15 protein-coding genes and 1 tRNA gene are annotated in these 18,042 nt (G+C 66.5%); 10 read left to right on the top strand and 6 right to left on the bottom strand.

Annotation, left to right across the window (positions count from 1 at the left end; all coding sequences use genetic code 11):
• Positions 1-26: 26 nt before the first annotated feature.
• A complete protein-coding gene (locus tag HD842_RS04960; protein WP_183553612.1) occupies positions 27-818 on the bottom strand; it encodes a hypothetical protein in 792 nt (263 codons plus the stop codon).
• Positions 819-1,013: 195 nt separating this feature from the next.
• Positions 1,014-1,098: transfer RNA gene (locus HD842_RS04955), tRNA-Leu, on the bottom strand.
• 247 nt (positions 1,099-1,345) lie between these two features.
• On the opposite strand from HD842_RS04955, the gene paoA reads away from it, so the two are divergent.
• From paoA to paoC (HD842_RS04935), 4 genes are all read left to right on the top strand, one after another.
• Complete coding sequence (gene paoA / locus HD842_RS04950; protein WP_183551712.1) at positions 1,346-1,993, top strand: aldehyde dehydrogenase iron-sulfur subunit PaoA; 648 nt, start codon at positions 1,346-1,348, stop codon at positions 1,991-1,993.
• Complete coding sequence (locus tag HD842_RS04945; RefSeq protein ID WP_183551707.1) at positions 1,990-2,943, top strand: FAD binding domain-containing protein; 954 nt, start codon at positions 1,990-1,992, stop codon at positions 2,941-2,943. Before paoA ends, HD842_RS04945 begins: the two co-directional genes overlap by 4 nt.
• Before the next feature lie 3 nt (positions 2,944-2,946).
• On the top strand, positions 2,947-5,154 hold the full coding sequence (paoC, locus tag HD842_RS04940) for an aldehyde oxidoreductase molybdenum-binding subunit PaoC (RefSeq protein ID WP_183551704.1): 2,208 nt from the start codon (positions 2,947-2,949) through the stop codon (positions 5,152-5,154).
• Between the two features lie 148 nt (positions 5,155-5,302).
• Entirely contained in the window at positions 5,303-7,504 is a 2,202-nt protein-coding gene (paoC, locus tag HD842_RS04935) for an aldehyde oxidoreductase molybdenum-binding subunit PaoC (protein WP_183551702.1), read from the top strand.
• Positions 7,505-7,562: 58 nt separating this feature from the next.
• On the opposite strand, the gene HD842_RS04930 is transcribed toward paoC (HD842_RS04935), so the two are convergent.
• Together HD842_RS04930 and HD842_RS04925 are read right to left on the bottom strand one after the other, a co-directional pair.
• Entirely contained in the window at positions 7,563-7,772 is a 210-nt protein-coding gene (locus tag HD842_RS04930) for a hypothetical protein (RefSeq protein ID WP_183551699.1), read from the bottom strand.
• 16 nt (positions 7,773-7,788) lie between these two features.
• On the bottom strand, positions 7,789-8,196 hold the full coding sequence (locus HD842_RS04925) for a hypothetical protein (RefSeq protein ID WP_183551696.1): 408 nt from the start codon (positions 8,194-8,196) through the stop codon (positions 7,789-7,791).
• A gap of 130 nt (positions 8,197-8,326) precedes the next feature.
• On the opposite strand from HD842_RS04925, the gene HD842_RS04920 reads away from it, so the two are divergent.
• Together HD842_RS04920 and HD842_RS04915 are read left to right on the top strand one after the other, a co-directional pair.
• On the top strand, positions 8,327-9,004 hold the full coding sequence (locus tag HD842_RS04920; RefSeq protein WP_183551693.1) for an SOS response-associated peptidase: 678 nt from the start codon (positions 8,327-8,329) through the stop codon (positions 9,002-9,004).
• A gap of 135 nt (positions 9,005-9,139) precedes the next feature.
• On the top strand, positions 9,140-9,511 hold the full coding sequence (locus HD842_RS04915) for a DUF1566 domain-containing protein (RefSeq protein ID WP_183551690.1): 372 nt from the start codon (positions 9,140-9,142) through the stop codon (positions 9,509-9,511).
• 42 nt (positions 9,512-9,553) lie between these two features.
• Here the strand turns inward: HD842_RS04915 and HD842_RS04910 are convergent, their stop codons facing one another.
• Positions 9,554-10,999, bottom strand: a complete 1,446-nt coding sequence (locus tag HD842_RS04910; protein WP_183551687.1) for a M20/M25/M40 family metallo-hydrolase — start codon at positions 10,997-10,999, stop codon at positions 9,554-9,556.
• 100 nt (positions 11,000-11,099) lie between these two features.
• A complete protein-coding gene (locus tag HD842_RS04905; protein ID WP_183551684.1) occupies positions 11,100-12,236 on the bottom strand; it encodes a metallophosphoesterase in 1,137 nt (378 codons plus the stop codon).
• Positions 12,237-12,433: 197 nt separating this feature from the next.
• On the opposite strand from HD842_RS04905, the gene HD842_RS04900 reads away from it, so the two are divergent.
• The 4 genes from HD842_RS04900 (at position 12,434) to HD842_RS04885 (ending at position 18,042) form a co-directional block, all read left to right on the top strand.
• The gene (locus HD842_RS04900; protein WP_183551681.1) at positions 12,434-12,925 is read left to right on the top strand and encodes a glycine zipper 2TM domain-containing protein; all 492 of its coding nucleotides are present in this window, start codon (positions 12,434-12,436) and stop codon (positions 12,923-12,925) included.
• Positions 12,926-13,196: 271 nt separating this feature from the next.
• Positions 13,197-14,159: a protein kinase domain-containing protein gene (locus HD842_RS04895; protein WP_183551678.1), complete on the top strand. Its 963-nt coding sequence runs from the start codon at positions 13,197-13,199 to the stop codon at positions 14,157-14,159.
• Positions 14,156-16,516: an FtsW/RodA/SpoVE family cell cycle protein gene (locus HD842_RS04890; protein ID WP_183551675.1), complete on the top strand. Its 2,361-nt coding sequence runs from the start codon at positions 14,156-14,158 to the stop codon at positions 16,514-16,516. Before HD842_RS04895 ends, HD842_RS04890 begins: the two co-directional genes overlap by 4 nt.
• Positions 16,477-18,042, top strand: coding sequence for a hypothetical protein (locus HD842_RS04885; RefSeq protein ID WP_183551672.1), 1,566 nt, complete (start codon positions 16,477-16,479; stop codon positions 18,040-18,042). The genes HD842_RS04890 and HD842_RS04885 overlap by 40 nt, the downstream gene beginning before the upstream one ends.

The raw sequence follows: 18,042 nt of genomic DNA, 5'->3' as shown, positions 1-18,042 counted from the left end.
GCTGGCTCCTTGAGGACGTGGGAGGTTCAGTCGGCGCCGAGACCGGCGTTGACGAGGCGTTGCTTGAGGCGTTCGTTTTCGGTCAGCAGCGTGGCCAGGCGGTCTTTCATCGCTGCGCGTTCGCTGCGCAGCGTGGCCAGCTCGTCGGCCGGATCGACCACCTCTTTCTCTTTGCGCGGGCGGGCCGCACTTTTCTGTTCGCGCACCTGGCGCGCGGCCTGCTGCAATTCCTTGCGCCCACCGGCCACGGCGGCCAATTGCGCCGACTCGGGCAACTGCGCCACGTTGGCGGCGGCATTGATCGAGATGGTGCCGGTGCGCACGGCTTCGCGCAGCTCGGGCGTGGCCGCTTTCTGGATGCGTTCGATCTGGCTGATCGTATTGCTCGACACGCGCGCCGCACGCGCGACGTCTTCGCGCGTGTTCCATGGCGGCGATCCGGCATCGGGCGCGGCGTCGGCATCGCCTGCCTCATCGGCAGGACGTTCGGCCACGCGGGCCGAGACGATCTCTTTTTTCTTCAGCGCCAGCACGCCGCGCTGGAAGTCCGAGACGCTGCGGCGCGCCAGGTGGTTATCGATCATCCACAGCATGACGTCCTCGATCGACTCGAACGTGTTGTTGTGGACGGTGCGGAACGGTATGCCATGCTTTTGGCACAGCTCGTAGCGGTTGTGGCCGTCGATCAGCGTATCGCGCCAGAGTACCAATGCATCGCGGCAACCTTCGGCAAGCAGGCTGCGCTCGAGCGCGGCTTGTTCGATCGGGCTGAGTGGATCGACGAAAGAGCGCAATTCGTCGTTGATCGTGATATTCAATTCGGGTCCTTGCATGTCGTGCTGGGGAGTGTCGTGGTGCGGCGGCGGCATTGAGGTGCCGAATGGCATGCTACACCATCCGGCCGAGGCCGCTGACCTGCACTTGCCATGACGGAACGTATGGACAGTCGCACATCGGAGCGAGTGCATCGGCGCTGTCGCGCCATGATCGGCGTGGAGCGCCAGGATAATTCGTGGTGCGGGCAGCCGGAATCGAACCGGCACGCCTCACGGCGGCAGATTTTAAGTCTGATGCGTCTACCAATTTCGCCATGCCCGCGCCGCCCGGATTGTACTACGTGGAGCAACACGGGTGTTAGTGGCTGAGCTGCGCCGCTGAATATAAACACCCACTCTCAACATGGCTATCAGACCAAAATGCTTCAGGTTTCAAGGGAGCGCGGCCTTCACGCGAGCTGACATAAAATCAATTCATTATCTTGTCATTTCTTTTCGCCTGGGCGGCGCCATCGTATCGACGCCAACGCTACGGTGAACAACGTACTGTATAGAAGGAACTTCCAAACATGGAACAATTCAGGGAAATCAAGCTGTCCCGGCGCGATGTATTGATCGCCGGCGCAGTATCGGCCTCAGCCGTTGCAATGCCGGGCGCAAACGCGCAGACGGCCGCCAACGCCCCGGCCGCCAACCCGGAGCCGGTCAAGGTCGGCGTCTCCTTCAACGTCAACGGCAAGGATGTCACGCTCGAACTCGACACGCGCACGACGCTGCTCGACGCGCTGCGTGAGCACCTGCACCTGACCGGCTCGAAAAAAGGTTGCGACCAGGGCCAGTGCGGCGCCTGCACCATCATCATGGATGGCCGCCGCATCAACTCGTGCCTGTCGCTGGCGATCATGCACGACGGTGCCAAGATCACGACGATCGAAGGACTCGGCACGCCGGACAAGCTGCACCCGATGCAGGCTGCCTTCGTCAAGCACGATGGCTACCAGTGCGGGTACTGTACCCCGGGCCAGATCTGTGCCAGCGTGTCGGTGATCGAAGAAATTCGCGCCGGCATGCCGAGCCACGTTACGGCCGACCTCAACGCCAAGCCACAGATGACCGTGGAAGAAATCCGTGAGCGCATGAGCGGCAATATCTGCCGATGCGGCGCCTACTCCAACATCATCGACGCCATCAAGGAAGTCGGAGGGGTCAAAGCATGAAGGTCTTTACTTACCAACGCGCCACCACGCCTGCACAGGCCGCGCAGACCGTCGCCCGCACGCCAGGCGCACGTTTCATCGCCGGCGGCACCAACCTGCTCGACCTGATGAAGCTCGAGATCGAAACCCCGGGCGCCCTGGTCGACGTCAATAAACTGGGCTTCGACAAGATCGAACCCACCGCCAACGGCGGCCTGCGCATCGGCGCCTTCGTGCGCAACACCGATCTGGCATCCGATCCGCGCGTGCGCAAGGATTACGCCGTGCTGTCGCGCGCCCTGCTGTCGGGCGCCTCGACCCAGTTGCGCAACAAGGCAACGACGTCGGGCAACCTGCTGCAGCGTACCCGCTGCTCGTACTTCTACGACACCGCGCAAAAGTGCAACAAGCGCCAGCCGGGCAGCGGTTGCGCCGCCATCGGCGGCTTCACGCGCAACCTGGCCGTTGTCGGTACGAGCGACGCCTGCATCGCCACGCATCCGAGCGACATGGCCGTGGCCATGCGCCTGCTGGACGCTGAAGTCGAGACGGTGCGCGCCGATGGCAGCAAGCGCACGATTCCGATCGCCGACTTCCATCGCCTGCCGGGCAACACCCCGCACATCGAAACGGTACTCGAACCAGGTGAACTGATCACTTACGTCACCCTGCCAAAACCGCTGGGCGGCGTGCACGCGTACAAGAAAGTACGTGACCGCGCATCGTATGCGTTCGCGCTGGTGTCGGTTGCTACCGTCATCCTGCCAGATGGCAGCGGCCGCGTGGCCGTTGGCGGCGTGGCCCACAAGCCATGGCGCGTCGAAGCCGCCGAGCAGCAGATGGGCGCGGGCGCCAAGGCCGTGGCCGACCGCCTGATGGCCGGCGCCAAGACCACCGAAGAGAATGCCTTCAAGGTTCCTTTGGTACACCGTATTTTGGCCGCAGCAATGCAAGACGCAAAGAAAGCCTAAGCCATGAAATTCCTGACTCCAGCGACCACCAATCCGATTGACCGCATGCGCTATGTCGGTCAGCCGACCAACCGCATCGACGGCAAATTCAAGACCACCGGTACCGCGCCGTACGCGTACGAGCACCACAAGGAAGTACCGAACGCCGCCCAAGGCTTCGTTGTCGGCGCCGGCATCGCCAAGGGCCGCATCGCATCGATCGATATCGAGGCTGCGCGCCGCGCACCGGGCGTATTGGCCGTCGTCACGGCCGAGAACGCCGGCAAACTGGGCAAGGGCGACATGAACACCGCCCACCTGCTGGCCGGCCCGAACATCCAGCACTACCACCAGGCGGTCGCGCTGGTGGTGGCAGAGACGTTCGAACAGGCGCGCGCTGCTGCGCACCTGGTCAAGGTCAACTACACGGCCCAGAAGGGCCGCTTCGACCTCGAGGCCGAAAAAGGCAACGCCGTCAAACCGACCGGTGAACAGGATCCGCCGGATACCAAGACGGGCAACTTCGCGCGCGGTTTCGAGACCTCGCCCGTCAAGCTCGACGCCACCTACCACACGCCGGACCAGTCACACGCGATGATGGAGCCGCATGCCTCGACCGCCTTCTGGGAAGGCGACAAGGTCACGGTCTACACGTCGAACCAGATGATCGCCTGGTGCCGCAGCGACCTGGCCAAGACGCTGGCCATCCCGAAAGAAAAAGTGCGCGTGGTCTCGCCATACGTTGGCGGCGGCTTCGGCTCGAAGCTGTTCCTGCGCGCCGATGCACTGCTGGCAGCACTGGGCGCGCGCGCGGCCAAGCGGCCGGTCAAGGTCTCGCTGCACCGCCACCTGATCTTCAACAACACGACGCACCGTCCAGCGACCATTCAGCGCATCCGCATCGGCGCCGGCCGTGACGGCCGCATCATGGCCATCGGCCACGAAACCTGGAACGGCAACCTGCCAAAAGGCAGCGCCGAAACGGCAACCGGGCAAACGCGCCTGCTGTACGCGGGTGCCGATCGCATGACCACCACCCGCGTGGCCGAGCTCGATCTGCCGGAAGGCAACGCGATGCGCGCACCGGGCGAAGCGCCGGGCATGATGGCGCTCGAAATCGCGATGGACGAGATGGCCGAAAAGCTGAACATGGACCCGGTCCAGTTCCGCATCCTGAACGACACCAAGGTCGATCCGGAAAAGCCGATCCGCAAGTTCTCGGAGCGCCGCTACATCGAGTGCATGCGCATGGGCGCCGACAAGTTCGGTTGGGCCAAGCGCAATGCCAAGCCAGGCCAGGTCCGTGAAGGTCGCTGGCTGATCGGTCATGGCGTGGCATCCGCCTTCCGTAACAGCCCGGTGATGAAATCGGGCGCCCGCGTCAAGCTGGGCACGGATGGCCGCGTGACGGTGGAAACCGACATGACCGATATCGGTACCGGCAGCTACACAATCATCGCGCAGACCACGGCTGAAATGCTGGGCGTGCCGCTCGATCGCATCGATGTGCGCCTGGGCGACTCGGACTTCCCGGCATCGGCCGGTTCGGGTGGCCAGTGGGGCGCGAACAGTTCGACATCAGGCGTGTACGCAGCCTGCGTCAAGCTGCGCGAGCAGATTGCCGCCAAGCTGGGCGTGAAGGAAGCCGACGCTGAATTCGTCGATGGCACCGTGCGCGTGGGTGGCAACAGCCAGCCACTGGCCAAGGCGGCAGCAGGTGGTGAGCTGGTTGGCGAAGACACGATCGAATTCTCCGGCGGCCTGGACAAGAAAAACCAGCTGTCGACGTTCGGCGCGCACTTCGTCGAAGTCGCGGTCGATTCGGTCACGGGCGAAACGCGCGTGCGCCGCATGCTGGCCGTGTGCGCAGCAGGCCGTATCCTGAACCCGATGCAGGCACGCAGCCAGGTCATCGGCGGCATGACGATGGGTATCGGCGGCGCGCTGATGGAGCACCTGGTGGTCGACAAGCGCCTGGGCTTCTTCGCGAACCACGACATGGCAACCTACGAGGTGCCGGTGCACGCCGACGTGCCGCACCAGGAAGTCATCTTCTTGAAGGAAGAAGATGAAATCGCGTCGCCCATGAAGGCCAAGGGTATCGGCGAGCTGGGTCTGTGCGGTGTTGCTGCGGCAGTTGCCAACGCAATCTACAATGCGACCGGCGTACGTGTACGCGAGTATCCGATCACGCTCGACAAGCTGATCGAAAAGATGCCGCTGTCGGTTTGATGTTGTTCTGAAGTGCCAGTGGCGGCGGCATGATGCCGTTCGCCACCTTGCCCTCGTGGCCCCGTCGTGGCCATGAGGCGCCCCCTCTTTTTTCCGGTGCACCGAACCCCTCCCCCGCGCCATGCGGAGGCGAACAAAGGCCGAGCCCATGAAATTCAACACCCCCGCTACTACCAATCCCATCGACACGCTGCGCCACGTCGGCAAGCCGTACGACCGTGTCGATGGCCCTCTCAAGTGCACCGGCCAGGCACCGTATGCCTATGAACACCACGCCGCCGTACCGGACGCCGCCCACGGCGTGATGGTCGGCGCCACAATCGCCAAGGGCACGATCGTGAGTATTGACGATGCAGCAGCCCGCCGCGCGCCCGGTGTGCTGGCCGTCGTCACCGCCGCCAACGCCGGCGCACTGGGCAAGGGCCAGAAGAATACGGCCCGGCTCCTGGCCGGACCCGAGGTCATGCACTACCACCAGGCCGTTGCCCTCGTGGTGGCCGAGACGTTCGAGCAGGCGCGCGCCGCCGCCCATCTTGTCAAGGTCAGCTACCGCGAGGCCAAGGGCAGCTTCGACCTGGCCAGCGTGAAGGACAGCGCTACCCCGCCCAAAGGCGAACGCAACGCGCCGCCCGATACCCGCGTCGGCGACTTCGAGCACGCATTCGACGGCGCCCCCGTCAAGCTCGACGCCACCTACACGACACCCGACCAGGCGCACGCGATGATGGAACCGCATGCAACCACCGCGCGCTGGGGCGGCGACAAGCTCACGGTCTGGACGTCGACCCAGATGGTCGACTGGTGCCGCACCGATCTGGCCAGGACGCTGAACATCGGCAAGGACAAGGTACGCGTCGTCGCGCCCTACATCGGCGGCGGCTTCGGCGGCAAGCTGTTCCTGCGCACCGACGCCGTGCTGGCCGCGCTGGGTGCCCGCGCTGCCGGCCGTCCGGTCAAGGTGGCCCTCCAGCGCCACCAGATCTTCAACAACACGACGCACCGGCCCAAGACCATCCAGCGCCTGCGCATTGGCGTGGGCCGCGATGGCCGCATCCAGGCCATCGGCCATGAAACGTGGAACGGCAACCTGCCGGGCGGCCGGCCCGAGGTCGCCACGCAGCAAACGCGCCTGCTGTACGCGGGCGCGCACCGGATGACGGCGACCCGCGTGGCCGTGCTGGATCTGCCAGAGGGCAATTCAATGCGCGCACCGGGCGAGGCGCCGGGCATGATGGCGCTGGAAATCGCGATGGATGAACTGGCCGAGAAGCTCGGGATGGACCCGGTGCAGCTGCGCATCCTGAACGACACGAAGGTCGATCCGGAAAAGCCGAACCGACCGTTCTCCGAACGGCGCCTGGTCGAATGCCTGCGCACCGGGGCCGAACGCTTCGGCTGGAAGGCGCGCAACGCCAAACCGGCCCAAGTCCGTGAAGGCCAGTGGCTGATCGGGCACGGCGTCGCGGCGGCCTTTCGCAACAGTCCCGTGGTCAAGTCGGCCGCCCGCGTGCGCCTGGGTACGGATGGCATCCTGACCGTCGAAACGGACATGACCGACATCGGTACCGGCAGCTACACGATCATTGCGCAGACGGCCGCCGAGATGCTGGGCCTGCCGCTCGATCGCGTGAAGGTGAAGCTGGGCGACTCGGACTTTCCCGTGTCGGCCGGCTCGGGTGGCCAGTTCGGCGCCAACAGTGCGACGGCCGGCGTGTACGCTGCCTGCGTCAAGTTGCGCGAACAGATCGCGGCCAAAATGAACATGACGGAACCGGTGTTTGCCGACGGCGTCGTGCGTGCTGGCGGCGTCAGCCAACCGCTGGCCAAGGCGGCTGAGAGCGGTGAGCTGGTGGCCGAGGACGTCATCGAATTTGGCGAGCTGGCGAAAAAGAACCAGCTCTCGACCTTCGGCGCGCATTTCGTCGAAGTCGCAGTCGATTCGGTCACGGGCGAGACGCGCGTGCGGCGCATGCTGGCCGTCTGCGCGGCCGGCCGTATTTTGAATCCCAAGTCGGCGCGCAGCCAGGTCATTGGCTCGATGACGATGGGTGTGGGCGGCGCGCTGATGGAGCACATGGTGGTCGACAAGCGCCTGGGGTTCTTTGCCAATCACGACATGGCGACCTATGAGGTGCCCGTGCATGCCGACATCCCACATCAGGACGTCATCTTCCTCGATGAAGAAGACGAGTATTCGTCGCCGATGAAGGCCAAGGGTGTGGGTGAACTGGGGCTGTGCGGCGTGGCGGCCGCGATTGCCAATGCGGTCTACAACGCCACTGGCGTACGGGTGCGCGAGTATCCGGTCACACTCGACAAGCTGCTGGAGAAGATGCCGCTGCCGGTGTAGTGCTCTGGGGCCGACGCTGCAGCCGGGACCGGCGTCAGCGTCGGCGTCGTCACCCGGATCAGGCTTGCTGGCCGAGCATGTGCCAGGCCATGGCGCAGCAGAGGATCACGACGCAGGCCAGCAGGCCGTAGACAAAGATGCGCATCGACGTGGCCAGGCCGGTCACGGCGCGGTTGGCGTTATCGCCGAGCTTGCCACGCTTGCGTGCGCTGTTCATCAGCATCGAGAAGAAGATGAACAACGTCGCGCAAATCAGGACGACTTTCATGACGGCCTTTGGTTGATTAGGTGCGCACGGCCACCAGCACGAGCGCCACGACCGACAGCAGACCGGACAGCGCTGCAGTCGCGCCCATCCACGTCATCTTCTGGCGCTGGGCATCCATCTTGGCAATGAGCTGCGCATTCTGGTCGGCCAGGTTGGCGATGATCTCGGAGGCCGAACGCATCTGGTTGCGCAGATCGGTGATCTCGGCATCATTGCGCTCGACGCTGCGGATCAGGATATCGAACACGTCTTCTTCTTGCCCCGCCATCCCGGGCGCCACGCCCATCGGCTCATCGGGCATGCCCTGCCGGTTGCGGTTGACCGTGTCCCACAGCCGCCGCGCGCCATTTGCCACCTGCGGCGCTGCGCTGATTACGTCGCTCCAGGGAACGGTTCTTAATACTGTCCACCAACCTGCTGCCATACCTGCTCCTCATCAATCGTTGTATTCCTGAGCATACCATTGCGGCGTGCTGCGGCCAAACACCACACGCGTCGCGCGCGGGCAGAACGCGGTGCGCCGCGTCCAGCCGCCTTGCGCTACCATTGCCCCCATGTGTGGACGAATTGACCAAAGCCAAACGGCCCGTTACTACGCCAGCGTCATCGGCTGGCTCGACGCCGTGTATGACAGCGAATCCGAACCGGCTTATAACGTGCCGCCCGGCACGTATCGCCCTGTGCTGCACCTGCAGGACGGCGAACGGCGAGTGGACGACGTGTACTGGAGTTACCAGGCGCGCTGGGCCAAGGGAAAAGTGCCCGTGACCATCAACGCGCGTATGGACAAGCTGGACAACCGCTACTGGCGCGGTTTGCTCAAGTCGGGGCGCGCGCTCGTACCTGCCTCGGGCTGGTATGAGTGGACGGGCGAAAAAGGCAGCAAGCAGCCGTGGCATATCCACCGCAAGGATGGTGCGCCGCTGTTCATGCTGGCACTGGCGAACTTTGGCAGTTTCACCGAAAACCGCGCCGAGGCGGGCTTCGTCATCGTGACCGACGACGCCTCGGGCGGTATGCTCGATATCCATGACCGGCGGCCGGTGGTGCTCGACGCGCAGGATGCCGAGCGCTGGCTTGATCCGGCGCTGTCTAGCGAAGAAGCATTGGCGCTGGCCCGTTCGGCCGCCCTCCCGCCGGATGCGTTTGCTTGGCACGAAGTCAGCACACAGGTCAATCGCGCCGGCGCGGGTGGACCTGAGGTCGCGCAACCCATCGACAGCGACGCCTGAGCCGTCCCACCGCGCAAATCGGCGGTGAGAATGTCGTGGAACCCGTCAGTTGTCTGATCTGGATCGAACCCGGGATGCAACCAAACGTCGTGTTCGCCACTCTTACCGGATTGCTACCACACGTGAGGTGAATCCATGGGCGAATACATGCAAATCCGGGGCCTGCTGCAAGAGGGTGAAGAATACGCTGGTCTCATCCTGGGCAAAGACGACCCCGACTACCACCTGGTCCTGCTGCCAGGCGACAGCGCAGACGTCAGCTGGCCCACGGCCGCCGACTGGGCCGCCAGCCAGGGCGGCGCCCTGCCCACGCGGCGCGAGCTGGCACTGCTGTTTGCCAACCTGCGCGAGTCGTTCCAGCGCGACTGGTACTGGTCCAGCGAGCCGCACGCCACGCGCGCCCAGCTGGTCTGGGGCCAGAATTTCGCCAGTGGCATCCAGACCATCTACGGCCGGCCGTACCGCGGGCATGCGCGCGCAGTACGCCGGATCAGTACGGCGGCCTGAGCCGCGGGCTGAACCGCGGCCTGACCTGCAACCTGACCAGCGTCACGGCGCCGGCACGCTGGAGCGGCCAATTGGCTGCTCCATATTAGCCAGATACCAGGCCGTCGCCGCCATCAGCGCAACGTTGCGGCGCAGGCTGTCGGGATCGACCTTGTCCAGCGTGTCGGCCGGCGTGTGGTGGATGTCGAAATAGTTCGCCGTGTCAACGATCGGCGCGAAGCTTGGCACGCCTGCGCGTTCCAGGCCGGCCAGGTCGCCCGTCGCCAGCACGTCCTGACGCTGGAACACGCCGGCGCCAATCGGCTGCAGGGCCGCTTGCAGGGATGCAAACAGCTTGACCGACTGCGGCGTCACGCTGGCGCGCAAGCCGAACGGGCGACCAACGCCGTTGTCGCTCTCGATCGCGCCAAAGTGCTTGGCGGTGTTGGCCTGTTCGGCAGCAAGATAGGTGCTCGCGCCGCGCATACCGTTTTCTTCGTTCATCCAGGCGATGAAGCGGATCGTGCGGCGCGGCCGGTAATCGAGTTTTTTCAGCACATCGAACACGGCCATTGCGCTGGCCACGGCGGCGGCATCATCGTGCGCACCGGGTGACAAGTCCCACGAATCGAGGTGGCCCGAAACGATGACGATCTCTTCCGGCTTGTCCGTGCCCGGCAGATCGGCGATCACGTTGAAGCTGTCGGCGTCGGGCAGGTTTTTCGGGGTCAGCACGAGTTTGAGTTTGACCGGGCCACGTTTGGCCAGGCGCGCCATCAGCATCGCGTCTTCGGCCGTCACGGCGGCCGCCGGAATGCGCGCGTCATCCGACAGGCCGGACGAGCCCGTGTGCGGCAACCGATAAGCAGCGCCACCGACCGAGCGCACCAGTGCGCCGACAGCGCCCAGTTCGGCAGCCAGGCGGGGGCCGTTGCGGCGGTAGTTCGAGCCCGCGCCATAGGCCGGCCCGGCCAGGCCGCGATCGGCCATGTGCTGGTCAAAGGCGACATCGAACAGCACGATCTTGCCCTTCACTTCGGCAGAGCGCGCCTTGAGTTCCTCGAAACTATTGAGCACGAGCACTGGCGCGACGAGGCCGTCGACCGGCGTGGCGCCCGAGCCGCCCAGCGCAGTCAGCACGATGCGCTGCGTGATGCCGGCTGGCCGGCCCGTGTAATCGACCAGTTCGCCCGTCTCGATCCCGCGCACCCAGTGCGGCACCTTTACCGGCTGCAGCGTCACCTTCGCGCCGAGTTTGCGCATGGCGTCCGCAACCTGGGTCACTGCTGCCGCTGCGCCGGGCGAACCCGACAGGCGCGGGCCGATCAGGTCGGTCATGTCTTCCGTGCGTTGCCAGGCGTAGTCGCTCGTCATCGCCGCGTCGCGGATCTTGACCAGCGCAGCAGGATCGTTGCCGGGGCTGGCGGCCAGGGCCGGTGTGACGATCAGCGTGGCGGCGATGGCGCCCAACATGGGAAGACGGCGAAGATGGCGAACGGGGAAGTTCATGCGGGAATCCTTGCGGTATTGAAAGGATTCAAACAATAGCGCATCCGACAAGGTTTTGCCCCGACTTTCCTGATGCCGCGGACTGCGCCAGGCCCGGCTGTCAGGCCGCTACCAGGCGCACCAGCGTGATTTCCGACGGCGCGCCGAAGCGCTTTGGGGGCCCCCAGTAGCCTGTGCCACGGCTCGTGTACACCCACATCTCGCGCACGCGGTTCAAGCCAGCTACGAAGGGCTGCTGCAATGGCACGAACAGGTTCCACGGGAAGAACTGACCGCCATGCGTATGGCCCGACAGTTGCAGATCGAACCCTGCAGCGGCGGCCGCCGTCGCGCTGCGCGGCTGGTGCGCGAGCAGCACGCGCGCACCAATGCCGGCTGGCGCGCCCGCTGCGGCGCGTTGCGGATCGCTCTTGTGCTCGGGGTGGAAGTGATGGGCGTGATAGTCGGCCACGCCGGCAATCATCAGGCGCGCGTCCCCCTTGTGCACGATCACGTGCTGGTTCATCAGCACATTCAGACCCAGGCGACGCACTTCGACAATCCACTCGAGCGCGCCCGAGTAGTACTCATGGTTGCCGGTTACGAAATACACGCCATCGCCCGCGCGCAGGCGGCCCAGTGGTTCCGTGTGCGGCGCCAGGCGTTGCACGCTGCCATCGACCAGGTCGCCCGTGACGGCAATTGCGTCCGCTTCCAGCGCATTGACCTTGTCGACAATGGCATTCAGGTAGGCGCGTTTGATGGTCGGGCCCACGTGCACGTCCGAAATCTGCGCGATCGTGTAGCCGTGCAGCGCCTCCGGCAAATCGCGGATCGGCACGTCCACCTTCACGATGCGCGCGACCCGGCGCGCGTTGGCATAGCCGATCAGCGTCACCGCCAGCGCGACCAGCGGCACGGCCAGCGCGCTGATGTACAGCACCGGGGCGGTGACTGCGCCAATGACCATCAGCACCAGCAGCACCAGGTCGCGCAGCACCGTCGCCACCAGCAGCGACGAGAACAGGCCCATCGACAGCAAGCCGACCCAGGCCACGGCATCGGACCAGCGGCGCCGGCGCATCGAGGCCGACATCAGCCCGACCGGCACCAGGATGCCCAGCAGGCAGAGCAGCAATCCGGCGATCAGGTTGCCGACCATGCCCAGGGCCAGGTCGGGCAACAGGCGCATGCCGAGATACACCAGCAGCATGACCATGAGGAACAGAACAACGAGGAAGCTTCGGCTTGGACGCATGAGGGGGATAGATGAAAAGCAATAGAAGCTACATGGGGCACATGGGCCGAGATGCAAGCGAGGATGTTACAGACCGGGCATGACTTGTAAAAATCTGTATTAGCAGATGGCACTATCAAGAAGCAAGAATATAGTGATTCCTACCCGGTGAGCGAGAACATCATTCCGATCTCCGCCGGGGTAAAAAGGAAAAAGCCATGTTGAAATCGAAGACCTTTGGTGCTGTGCTGCTGGCCGCCGTCGCCGTATCGCCGGCGGCAATGGCCGGCGATCGTGGTACGAATACGGCCATCGGCGCCGTGCTCGGTGCAGTCGTCGGCCACACGGTCGGCGGCACCGGCGGCGCGGTGGCGGGCGGTGTGATCGGCGCGGCAGTGGGCAACTCGGTCCACTCGCGCGACGACCGTCGCCACTACGGCGATCGCGGTAACTATTACGACAATCGCGGCGGGTATTACCAGTCGCAACCGGCCTACGTGCAGCAGCGCCCGGTGTATGTCCAGCAGCGCCCGGTGTACGTTCAGCCACGCCCGGTGTATGTGGAATCGCGCCCGGTGTATGTGCAACCGCGGCCCGTCTACGTCGAATACCGTGACGGTGGCCGCGGCTGGGACCGTCATGACCGCCGCGACCGTTATGACCGCCACGACCGCTGGGACCGCGATGACCGTCGCGGCTACGGCCGCTAACCCCGAAAGCCGCGCACTGCGCGGCTTTTTCTTTGCCCACAGCCGGGGTCAGGTCTGACATTTGGACACGACCTCAGCTTTAGCCACTTCCAACGGTGTCATTCCCAGTATCGGCGTGGCCCTTGGCAAGCCAGGTTTGACTGGGCGACTGTCGAGATCGTGTCCGAATGTCAGACCTGACCCTCGCTTTTGTCCCGCGCTATTCCAGTCCTTTCTGCTTCCCTCCGCTCTGCTTCCCCATCGGCGCATTGCGCCATGCTCGGGGGACACCATGTACGACGCAGGCACCGTCATTTCGCTCACCGGCGGCCAGTACCGCCTGCGCGAACCGCTGGCCGGGGCCGCCTATGGCGTCGTCTGGCGCGCCGACAGCCTGCATGCCACCGGCGCCGTTGCCCTCAAGCTCGTCAATCTCGACCAGATGGCGCGCGCCCCGGAAGCATTGCGCGCCCGCTGGCTGGACAGCGCCAACACCGAGATCGCATTCCTGCGCAGCCTCGCGCCATGGGATGGCCGCCACATCGTGCGCCTGCTTGACAGTGGCGAGCATCTTGGGCTGCCGGCACTGGCCCTGGAATTGCTCGATGGCGACCTGGCTGCCTACCTGGCGGAAGAAACCGCTGCCGGCCGCACGATCGCCCCGGGCCGCGCGCTGGCCTGGATAGGTCAGGTCAACCAGGCGCTGGCCAAGGTGCACGCCAACGGCTGGCGCTACCTCGACCTGAAACCGGGCAACCTGCTGCTCGACCGCGCCGCCGACACCCTCAAACTGGCCGATTTCGGCACCAACCGGCGCCTGGACGACTTGCGCGCCCATACCTATGCCGGCACCGCAAACTGGCAGGCGCCGGAACAATTCTTCCCCGACGCCGACGGCTACGCCACCGAAGCGCGCACCGACTATTTCGCCCTGGGCGCCCTCTTCTATTACCTCGTCTGCGGCCGCCTTCTGCGTTACAGCAGCACTTGCGGCCAAGCCTGGCAAACGCATGGCCGCGATGGCGCAGCCGCGCTGCTGGCCACGCACCAGGCGCGCCCGCCGGTGCTGCAACTCGATGAAGCGGCGCTGTTTGCCAATCACCTGGGCCCGGCCGCCGTGCCGGGTCTGGCGCTGCTGCGCCGCTTGCTGGCCGACAGCCCTGCCGAGCGGCCCCAGCATGCGCTGGACATCAGCCGCCTGCTGGGGCAAGCGACCAGCCTGCTCGGTCCCGCGCCAGCCAGGAGCGCAGCATGACACCCGGCCGCCAGCGCATGTCCTTCGGCGCCGCAACGGCTTCGGTCCTGCTCGCGCTGCTGTGCGCCGTGCAGCTGCTGGCGGTTCTTCGCGCACCTGCCGCCTGGCTCCCGCGCGAGATCGCGGTCACCCTGCAGCCGGGTACATCGATCGTGCTGGGCCGCGCGGAGCTTGGCGCGCCGCGCGCCGCCGCGCGCCAGTTGACGCTGCGCCGCGATGCCGCCGGTGCGTGGTGGCTGCGCAATCTGGAGCCGGTCCAGCCGATCGTGCTGCGCCGTGGTGACGCGCGCGTGCGCAGCAGCGACGTGCCGCTGGTGCGTGGCCAGCAAATCCAGGCCGGCGCCGCCCGCTTTGAAGTACTGGCGCAGGATGCCGGCAGCGCGACGCTGTCGAACGGCGAGCGCACCTGGCACTACGACGGCGCCACGCTGCTGCAGGACGGCGCGCTGCAGCCGGCCTGTCCCGACGCACTCCTCGCCAGCCGCGCGCTCGCGCTATGGAACCGGATCACGCCGTACCCCCTTGGCCTGGCGCGGCCCGTCAGCCTGGGCGGCCTGCTGTATTGCGGCAACCGGCTGGCCAGCAGCACCTTCGAGGCGGGTACGGCGTCACTGGGGCGTCTGCCGGATGGCCGTATTGCGCTCTCGGTACGGGGCGACCAGCCGGTACTCGTCTCGACTGAGAACGGCTGGGAAGACGCTGCCCAGCGCGACCAGCCGCTGGCGGACACCGATGCGGTTGCCGTCGGCCGCACGGTCTTCACGCTGGTCCCGAATGGCGACATGCTGCACTTGAGGCCATCGGGCCAGGTCGCGCTGTCGAACACGCCGCAGGTCCAGTTGCCCGACGCCGTGCGCTGGCAGTGGCAGGAACGCACGCTGTTCGCGCTCCCTTCCCCCACGCCGCTGGCCTGGGCCGCCGCGATTGGCGTGCTGCTGCTGGGCGCGGTCAGCGTACTGCCCCTGCTGCGCCAGCGCGTCGCCGGCGCACGCCTCGCCATGCCGCTGATCGCGGCGCTGGTCGCGGCCACGGCCACCCTGCTGCTGATCACCCAGCGCAGTAGCGGCGCGCCTGGCGTGGGCGTCTCGCTGCTGCTGGCCTGGGCCACGCTGTGGCTGACGCTGCGTTTTTACGCGCGCATCAGTTTGCTGCCCGCCGCCGCTGTGCTGCTACTGGGCGCCGGCCTGCTCGTGCAGCTCGAAATGGGCCTGGGTGCGAGCGACACCGCCTGGCTGCGCCACTTCCAGAACTCCACCGCGCTGCTGGGCCTGGGCTTGCCCGGCATGCTGCTGCTGTTATCGAGCGTCGGCCGCAACAACCTGTCGCGCCCCGTCACCGAGCGCGTGCTCCTGGTTCTCGCCGGGATCGCGCTCGTCGGCGTGCTGCTGCAGGTCTGCTTCGGCAGTGAGACGGGCGTGTTCGATATCCAGCCGTTCGAGTTCGCCAAGTTTGCGCTGGCAGCACTCAGCGCCCACTGCCTGGCGCTGGTCGCAGGCGGCGCAACGCACCAGCAGCGCAACTGGCGCTTCTGGCTGCGCATGGCCGCGCCCGTGCTGCTGTTCGTATTCCTGCTGGGCGTTGCGCTGGTGCGGGTCGATGATTATTCGCCGCTGGTGCTGCTGCTGGTCTGGAGCAGCGCGATGGCGCTGGTCTGGTGCGCGAGCCGTGGCCGGCGCGCCGCCCTCGTCACGGCCGCCGTTGCCATCTGCCTGCTGGTGGCCGGCGGCGCAGCGATGCGCAGCGGCGGGGCCGTCCTCGGCGCGCTGGGCTTTTATCCCGAACGGTTCCAGGTCTGGAGTGCACCGACCGTCCACCCGCACACGGGCCAGCAGATGCTGCTCGGCGCGCGCGCCATCGCCCAGGGCGGCTGGCTGGGGGCCGACCATGCGTTCGGTCTGGCGGCGCTGGGCGGGGCGGCCGGCGACGCGCTGGCGATCCCCGCGATCCAGGATGACTTCGCGCCCGCCTTCCTGCTGCAGCGCCATGGCCTGGCCGCCGGCCTGGCGCTGTGGACGCTGCAGGCGCTGTTCCTGGTGGCGCTGGTGCGTGTCGCCGCCGGCGCCTGGGGCCGGGCGCTGGCCGCCAACGATTTCCGGCGCGCCTGGCTGGGCCGCTTCCAGTGCTTTGCGCTATGCGGCGGCGCCGCGTTCGTCGCCGGCCACCTGCTGCTGGCGTGGGGCACCAACCTGGCGATGTTCCCGATCATGGGCCAGCCGATGAGTTTTCTGTCGGCCGGCGGCTCGCACCTGCTGTTTTTCATCTGCCCCCTGCTAGCGTTTGGCATGGCAAGCACCCCATTCAACGAGGAGATTCAATCATGCCGGTCTATGTCCAACACGAAGTCCTGGGCAAGGTAGAAGACGTGTTCAATGCCGACGCGCTGTGGCAGGCGCCCGGTCTGTCGCTGTTCTCGCGCCGCGCGCTGCTGCGCGACCTGCTCGAACGCTCGCCGCGCGAACTGCGCGGCCGCGCCGCCACTCGCTGCTTCTCGCACGTGACGCTGGTGCTGCCGCAGGACGACGTCGACGACGACCGTCACCTGACCCGCGGCGCGCGAGTGCGCGACCTGGCACAGTCGCTCGCCGCGCTGCACCAGAAGGACTTCGGCGACCTGCTCGGCGGCGATGAGGTGCGCTATTTCATTTCGGGCGACGAGCGCATCGCGCCGGGCGAAGTGCAGGTGAAATTCGGCCACGCCGTCTACCTGCCGGCGCCGGGCGAGCAGGTGCAGTACACGGTGACCGCCTCGCGCGACAGCGCCATCTGGCAGCCCGTGTGCGCGATCTACCCGAACCAGCGCCTGACCCTGGTGGGCATGGACCCGGCCAACGCCACGTTCGCCGTGCCGGGCTGGCCGTTCGGCCCGGACGGCGGGCTGCTGCTCGTGAACGACGGACCGGAAGCGCCCCTCGAACTGCAGGTGCGCCCGAAAGACAGTTTCGACTGCGTCTTCGACGCCGCCAACGGCTACTACGTCCTGCGCGGAAAAGGCGCGAGCGCCCAGCGTCTGCTGCTCAAAATCAGTCGCGCTGGCGCAGGCCTGAAGCCACCGGTGTCCGCGGCTGCTGCGCCTGTAGCCCCAGCCACCGCGCCCCAGCGCAGCCCCGCCGTCTGGAAGTCGCGCAGCAGCACGCCGCCGGCCGACCTGACCGCGATGCCGCTGGCAGCGCCAGCGCCCGTGGCCACCCCGGCGCCCGCACCGACGCCGGAAGCCGACGCCACCTACGCGCCCGTCGCGCGCCATCGGATGACGCTGGCCGCGCTGGCCTTGCCGCGCCTGAGCCGCTACCGCGACACGGGCGCGCAGGCGCTCGAAGTGGGCCTCGACGCGCAACTGGTACCGGCCGCGCCGGGCAAGGACAACGTGATCCGTTTCGCCATCGACGATGCCGACGAACTGCATGCGATCACCCCGGCCGGTCGCCAGCGCATCGCCGTGCCGTCGCAGTTCTCGCCGATGGACGGGGCCAGCATCGGCCTGCTCGCCGCGCCGCAGTCGATGGCGGAGCGCTACAGCGCCCTGTTGGTGCTGCCGCAAGGCCCGTCGCAACCGGCGGCCGGCGGCTCGCGCCTGACGTTCGGACGCGGCATGCCGTCACTGGCCGCGCTACGCGTGCTCGATGCGCCGCAGTTCGTGCGCCAGGCCGACGGCGCCACCGCCAGCGCCGACCGCCTCGGCCTGTCGCGCAGCGCCTTCAGCTGGGAAGCCTCGACCGATGGCCTGCGCGTCGTGCGCCTGTCGCCGAGCCAGGCGTTGTACCACCTCGACGCCGAGCTGGCCCTGGTGGCGCAGATCGACGCGGCCACCCAGGACGCGCCGTACCTGATCCCGCCGGGCCACCACCTGGTGGCGGGCCATTACGTGCTGCGCTTTGACGCCTGA

This window comes from Massilia aurea (assembly GCF_014200505.1).
Classification (GTDB): Bacteria; Pseudomonadota; Gammaproteobacteria; order Burkholderiales; family Burkholderiaceae_D; genus Telluria; species Telluria aurea_B.
Note: the sequence above shows the minus strand (reverse complement) of the source record. Positions and strands in the feature narration are given on the sequence as shown.

Bases quoted from the DNA above. Each gene is read 5' to 3' on its own strand.
- paoA (WP_183551712.1), top strand. From the start codon at position 1,346: ATGGAACAATTCAGGGAAATCAAGCTGTCCCGGCGCGATGTATTGATC.
- HD842_RS04900 (WP_183551681.1), top strand. From the start codon at position 12,434: ATGTTGAAATCGAAGACCTTTGGTGCTGTGCTGCTGGCCGCCGTCGCC.
- HD842_RS04920 (WP_183551693.1), top strand. From the start codon at position 8,327: ATGTGTGGACGAATTGACCAAAGCCAAACGGCCCGTTACTACGCCAGC.
- HD842_RS04915 (WP_183551690.1), top strand. From the start codon at position 9,140: ATGGGCGAATACATGCAAATCCGGGGCCTGCTGCAAGAGGGTGAAGAA.
- HD842_RS04885 (WP_183551672.1), top strand. From the start codon at position 16,477: ATGCCGGTCTATGTCCAACACGAAGTCCTGGGCAAGGTAGAAGACGTG.
- HD842_RS04895 (WP_183551678.1), top strand. From the start codon at position 13,197: ATGTACGACGCAGGCACCGTCATTTCGCTCACCGGCGGCCAGTACCGC.
- HD842_RS04905 (WP_183551684.1), bottom strand. From the start codon at position 12,236: ATGCGTCCAAGCCGAAGCTTCCTCGTTGTTCTGTTCCTCATGGTCATG.
- paoC (WP_183551702.1), top strand. From the start codon at position 5,303: ATGAAATTCAACACCCCCGCTACTACCAATCCCATCGACACGCTGCGC.
- HD842_RS04930 (WP_183551699.1), bottom strand. From the start codon at position 7,772: ATGAAAGTCGTCCTGATTTGCGCGACGTTGTTCATCTTCTTCTCGATG.
- HD842_RS04925 (WP_183551696.1), bottom strand. From the start codon at position 8,196: ATGGCAGCAGGTTGGTGGACAGTATTAAGAACCGTTCCCTGGAGCGAC.
- paoC (WP_183551704.1), top strand. From the start codon at position 2,947: ATGAAATTCCTGACTCCAGCGACCACCAATCCGATTGACCGCATGCGC.
- HD842_RS04910 (WP_183551687.1), bottom strand. From the start codon at position 10,999: ATGAACTTCCCCGTTCGCCATCTTCGCCGTCTTCCCATGTTGGGCGCC.
- HD842_RS04945 (WP_183551707.1), top strand. From the start codon at position 1,990: ATGAAGGTCTTTACTTACCAACGCGCCACCACGCCTGCACAGGCCGCG.
- HD842_RS04890 (WP_183551675.1), top strand. From the start codon at position 14,156: ATGACACCCGGCCGCCAGCGCATGTCCTTCGGCGCCGCAACGGCTTCG.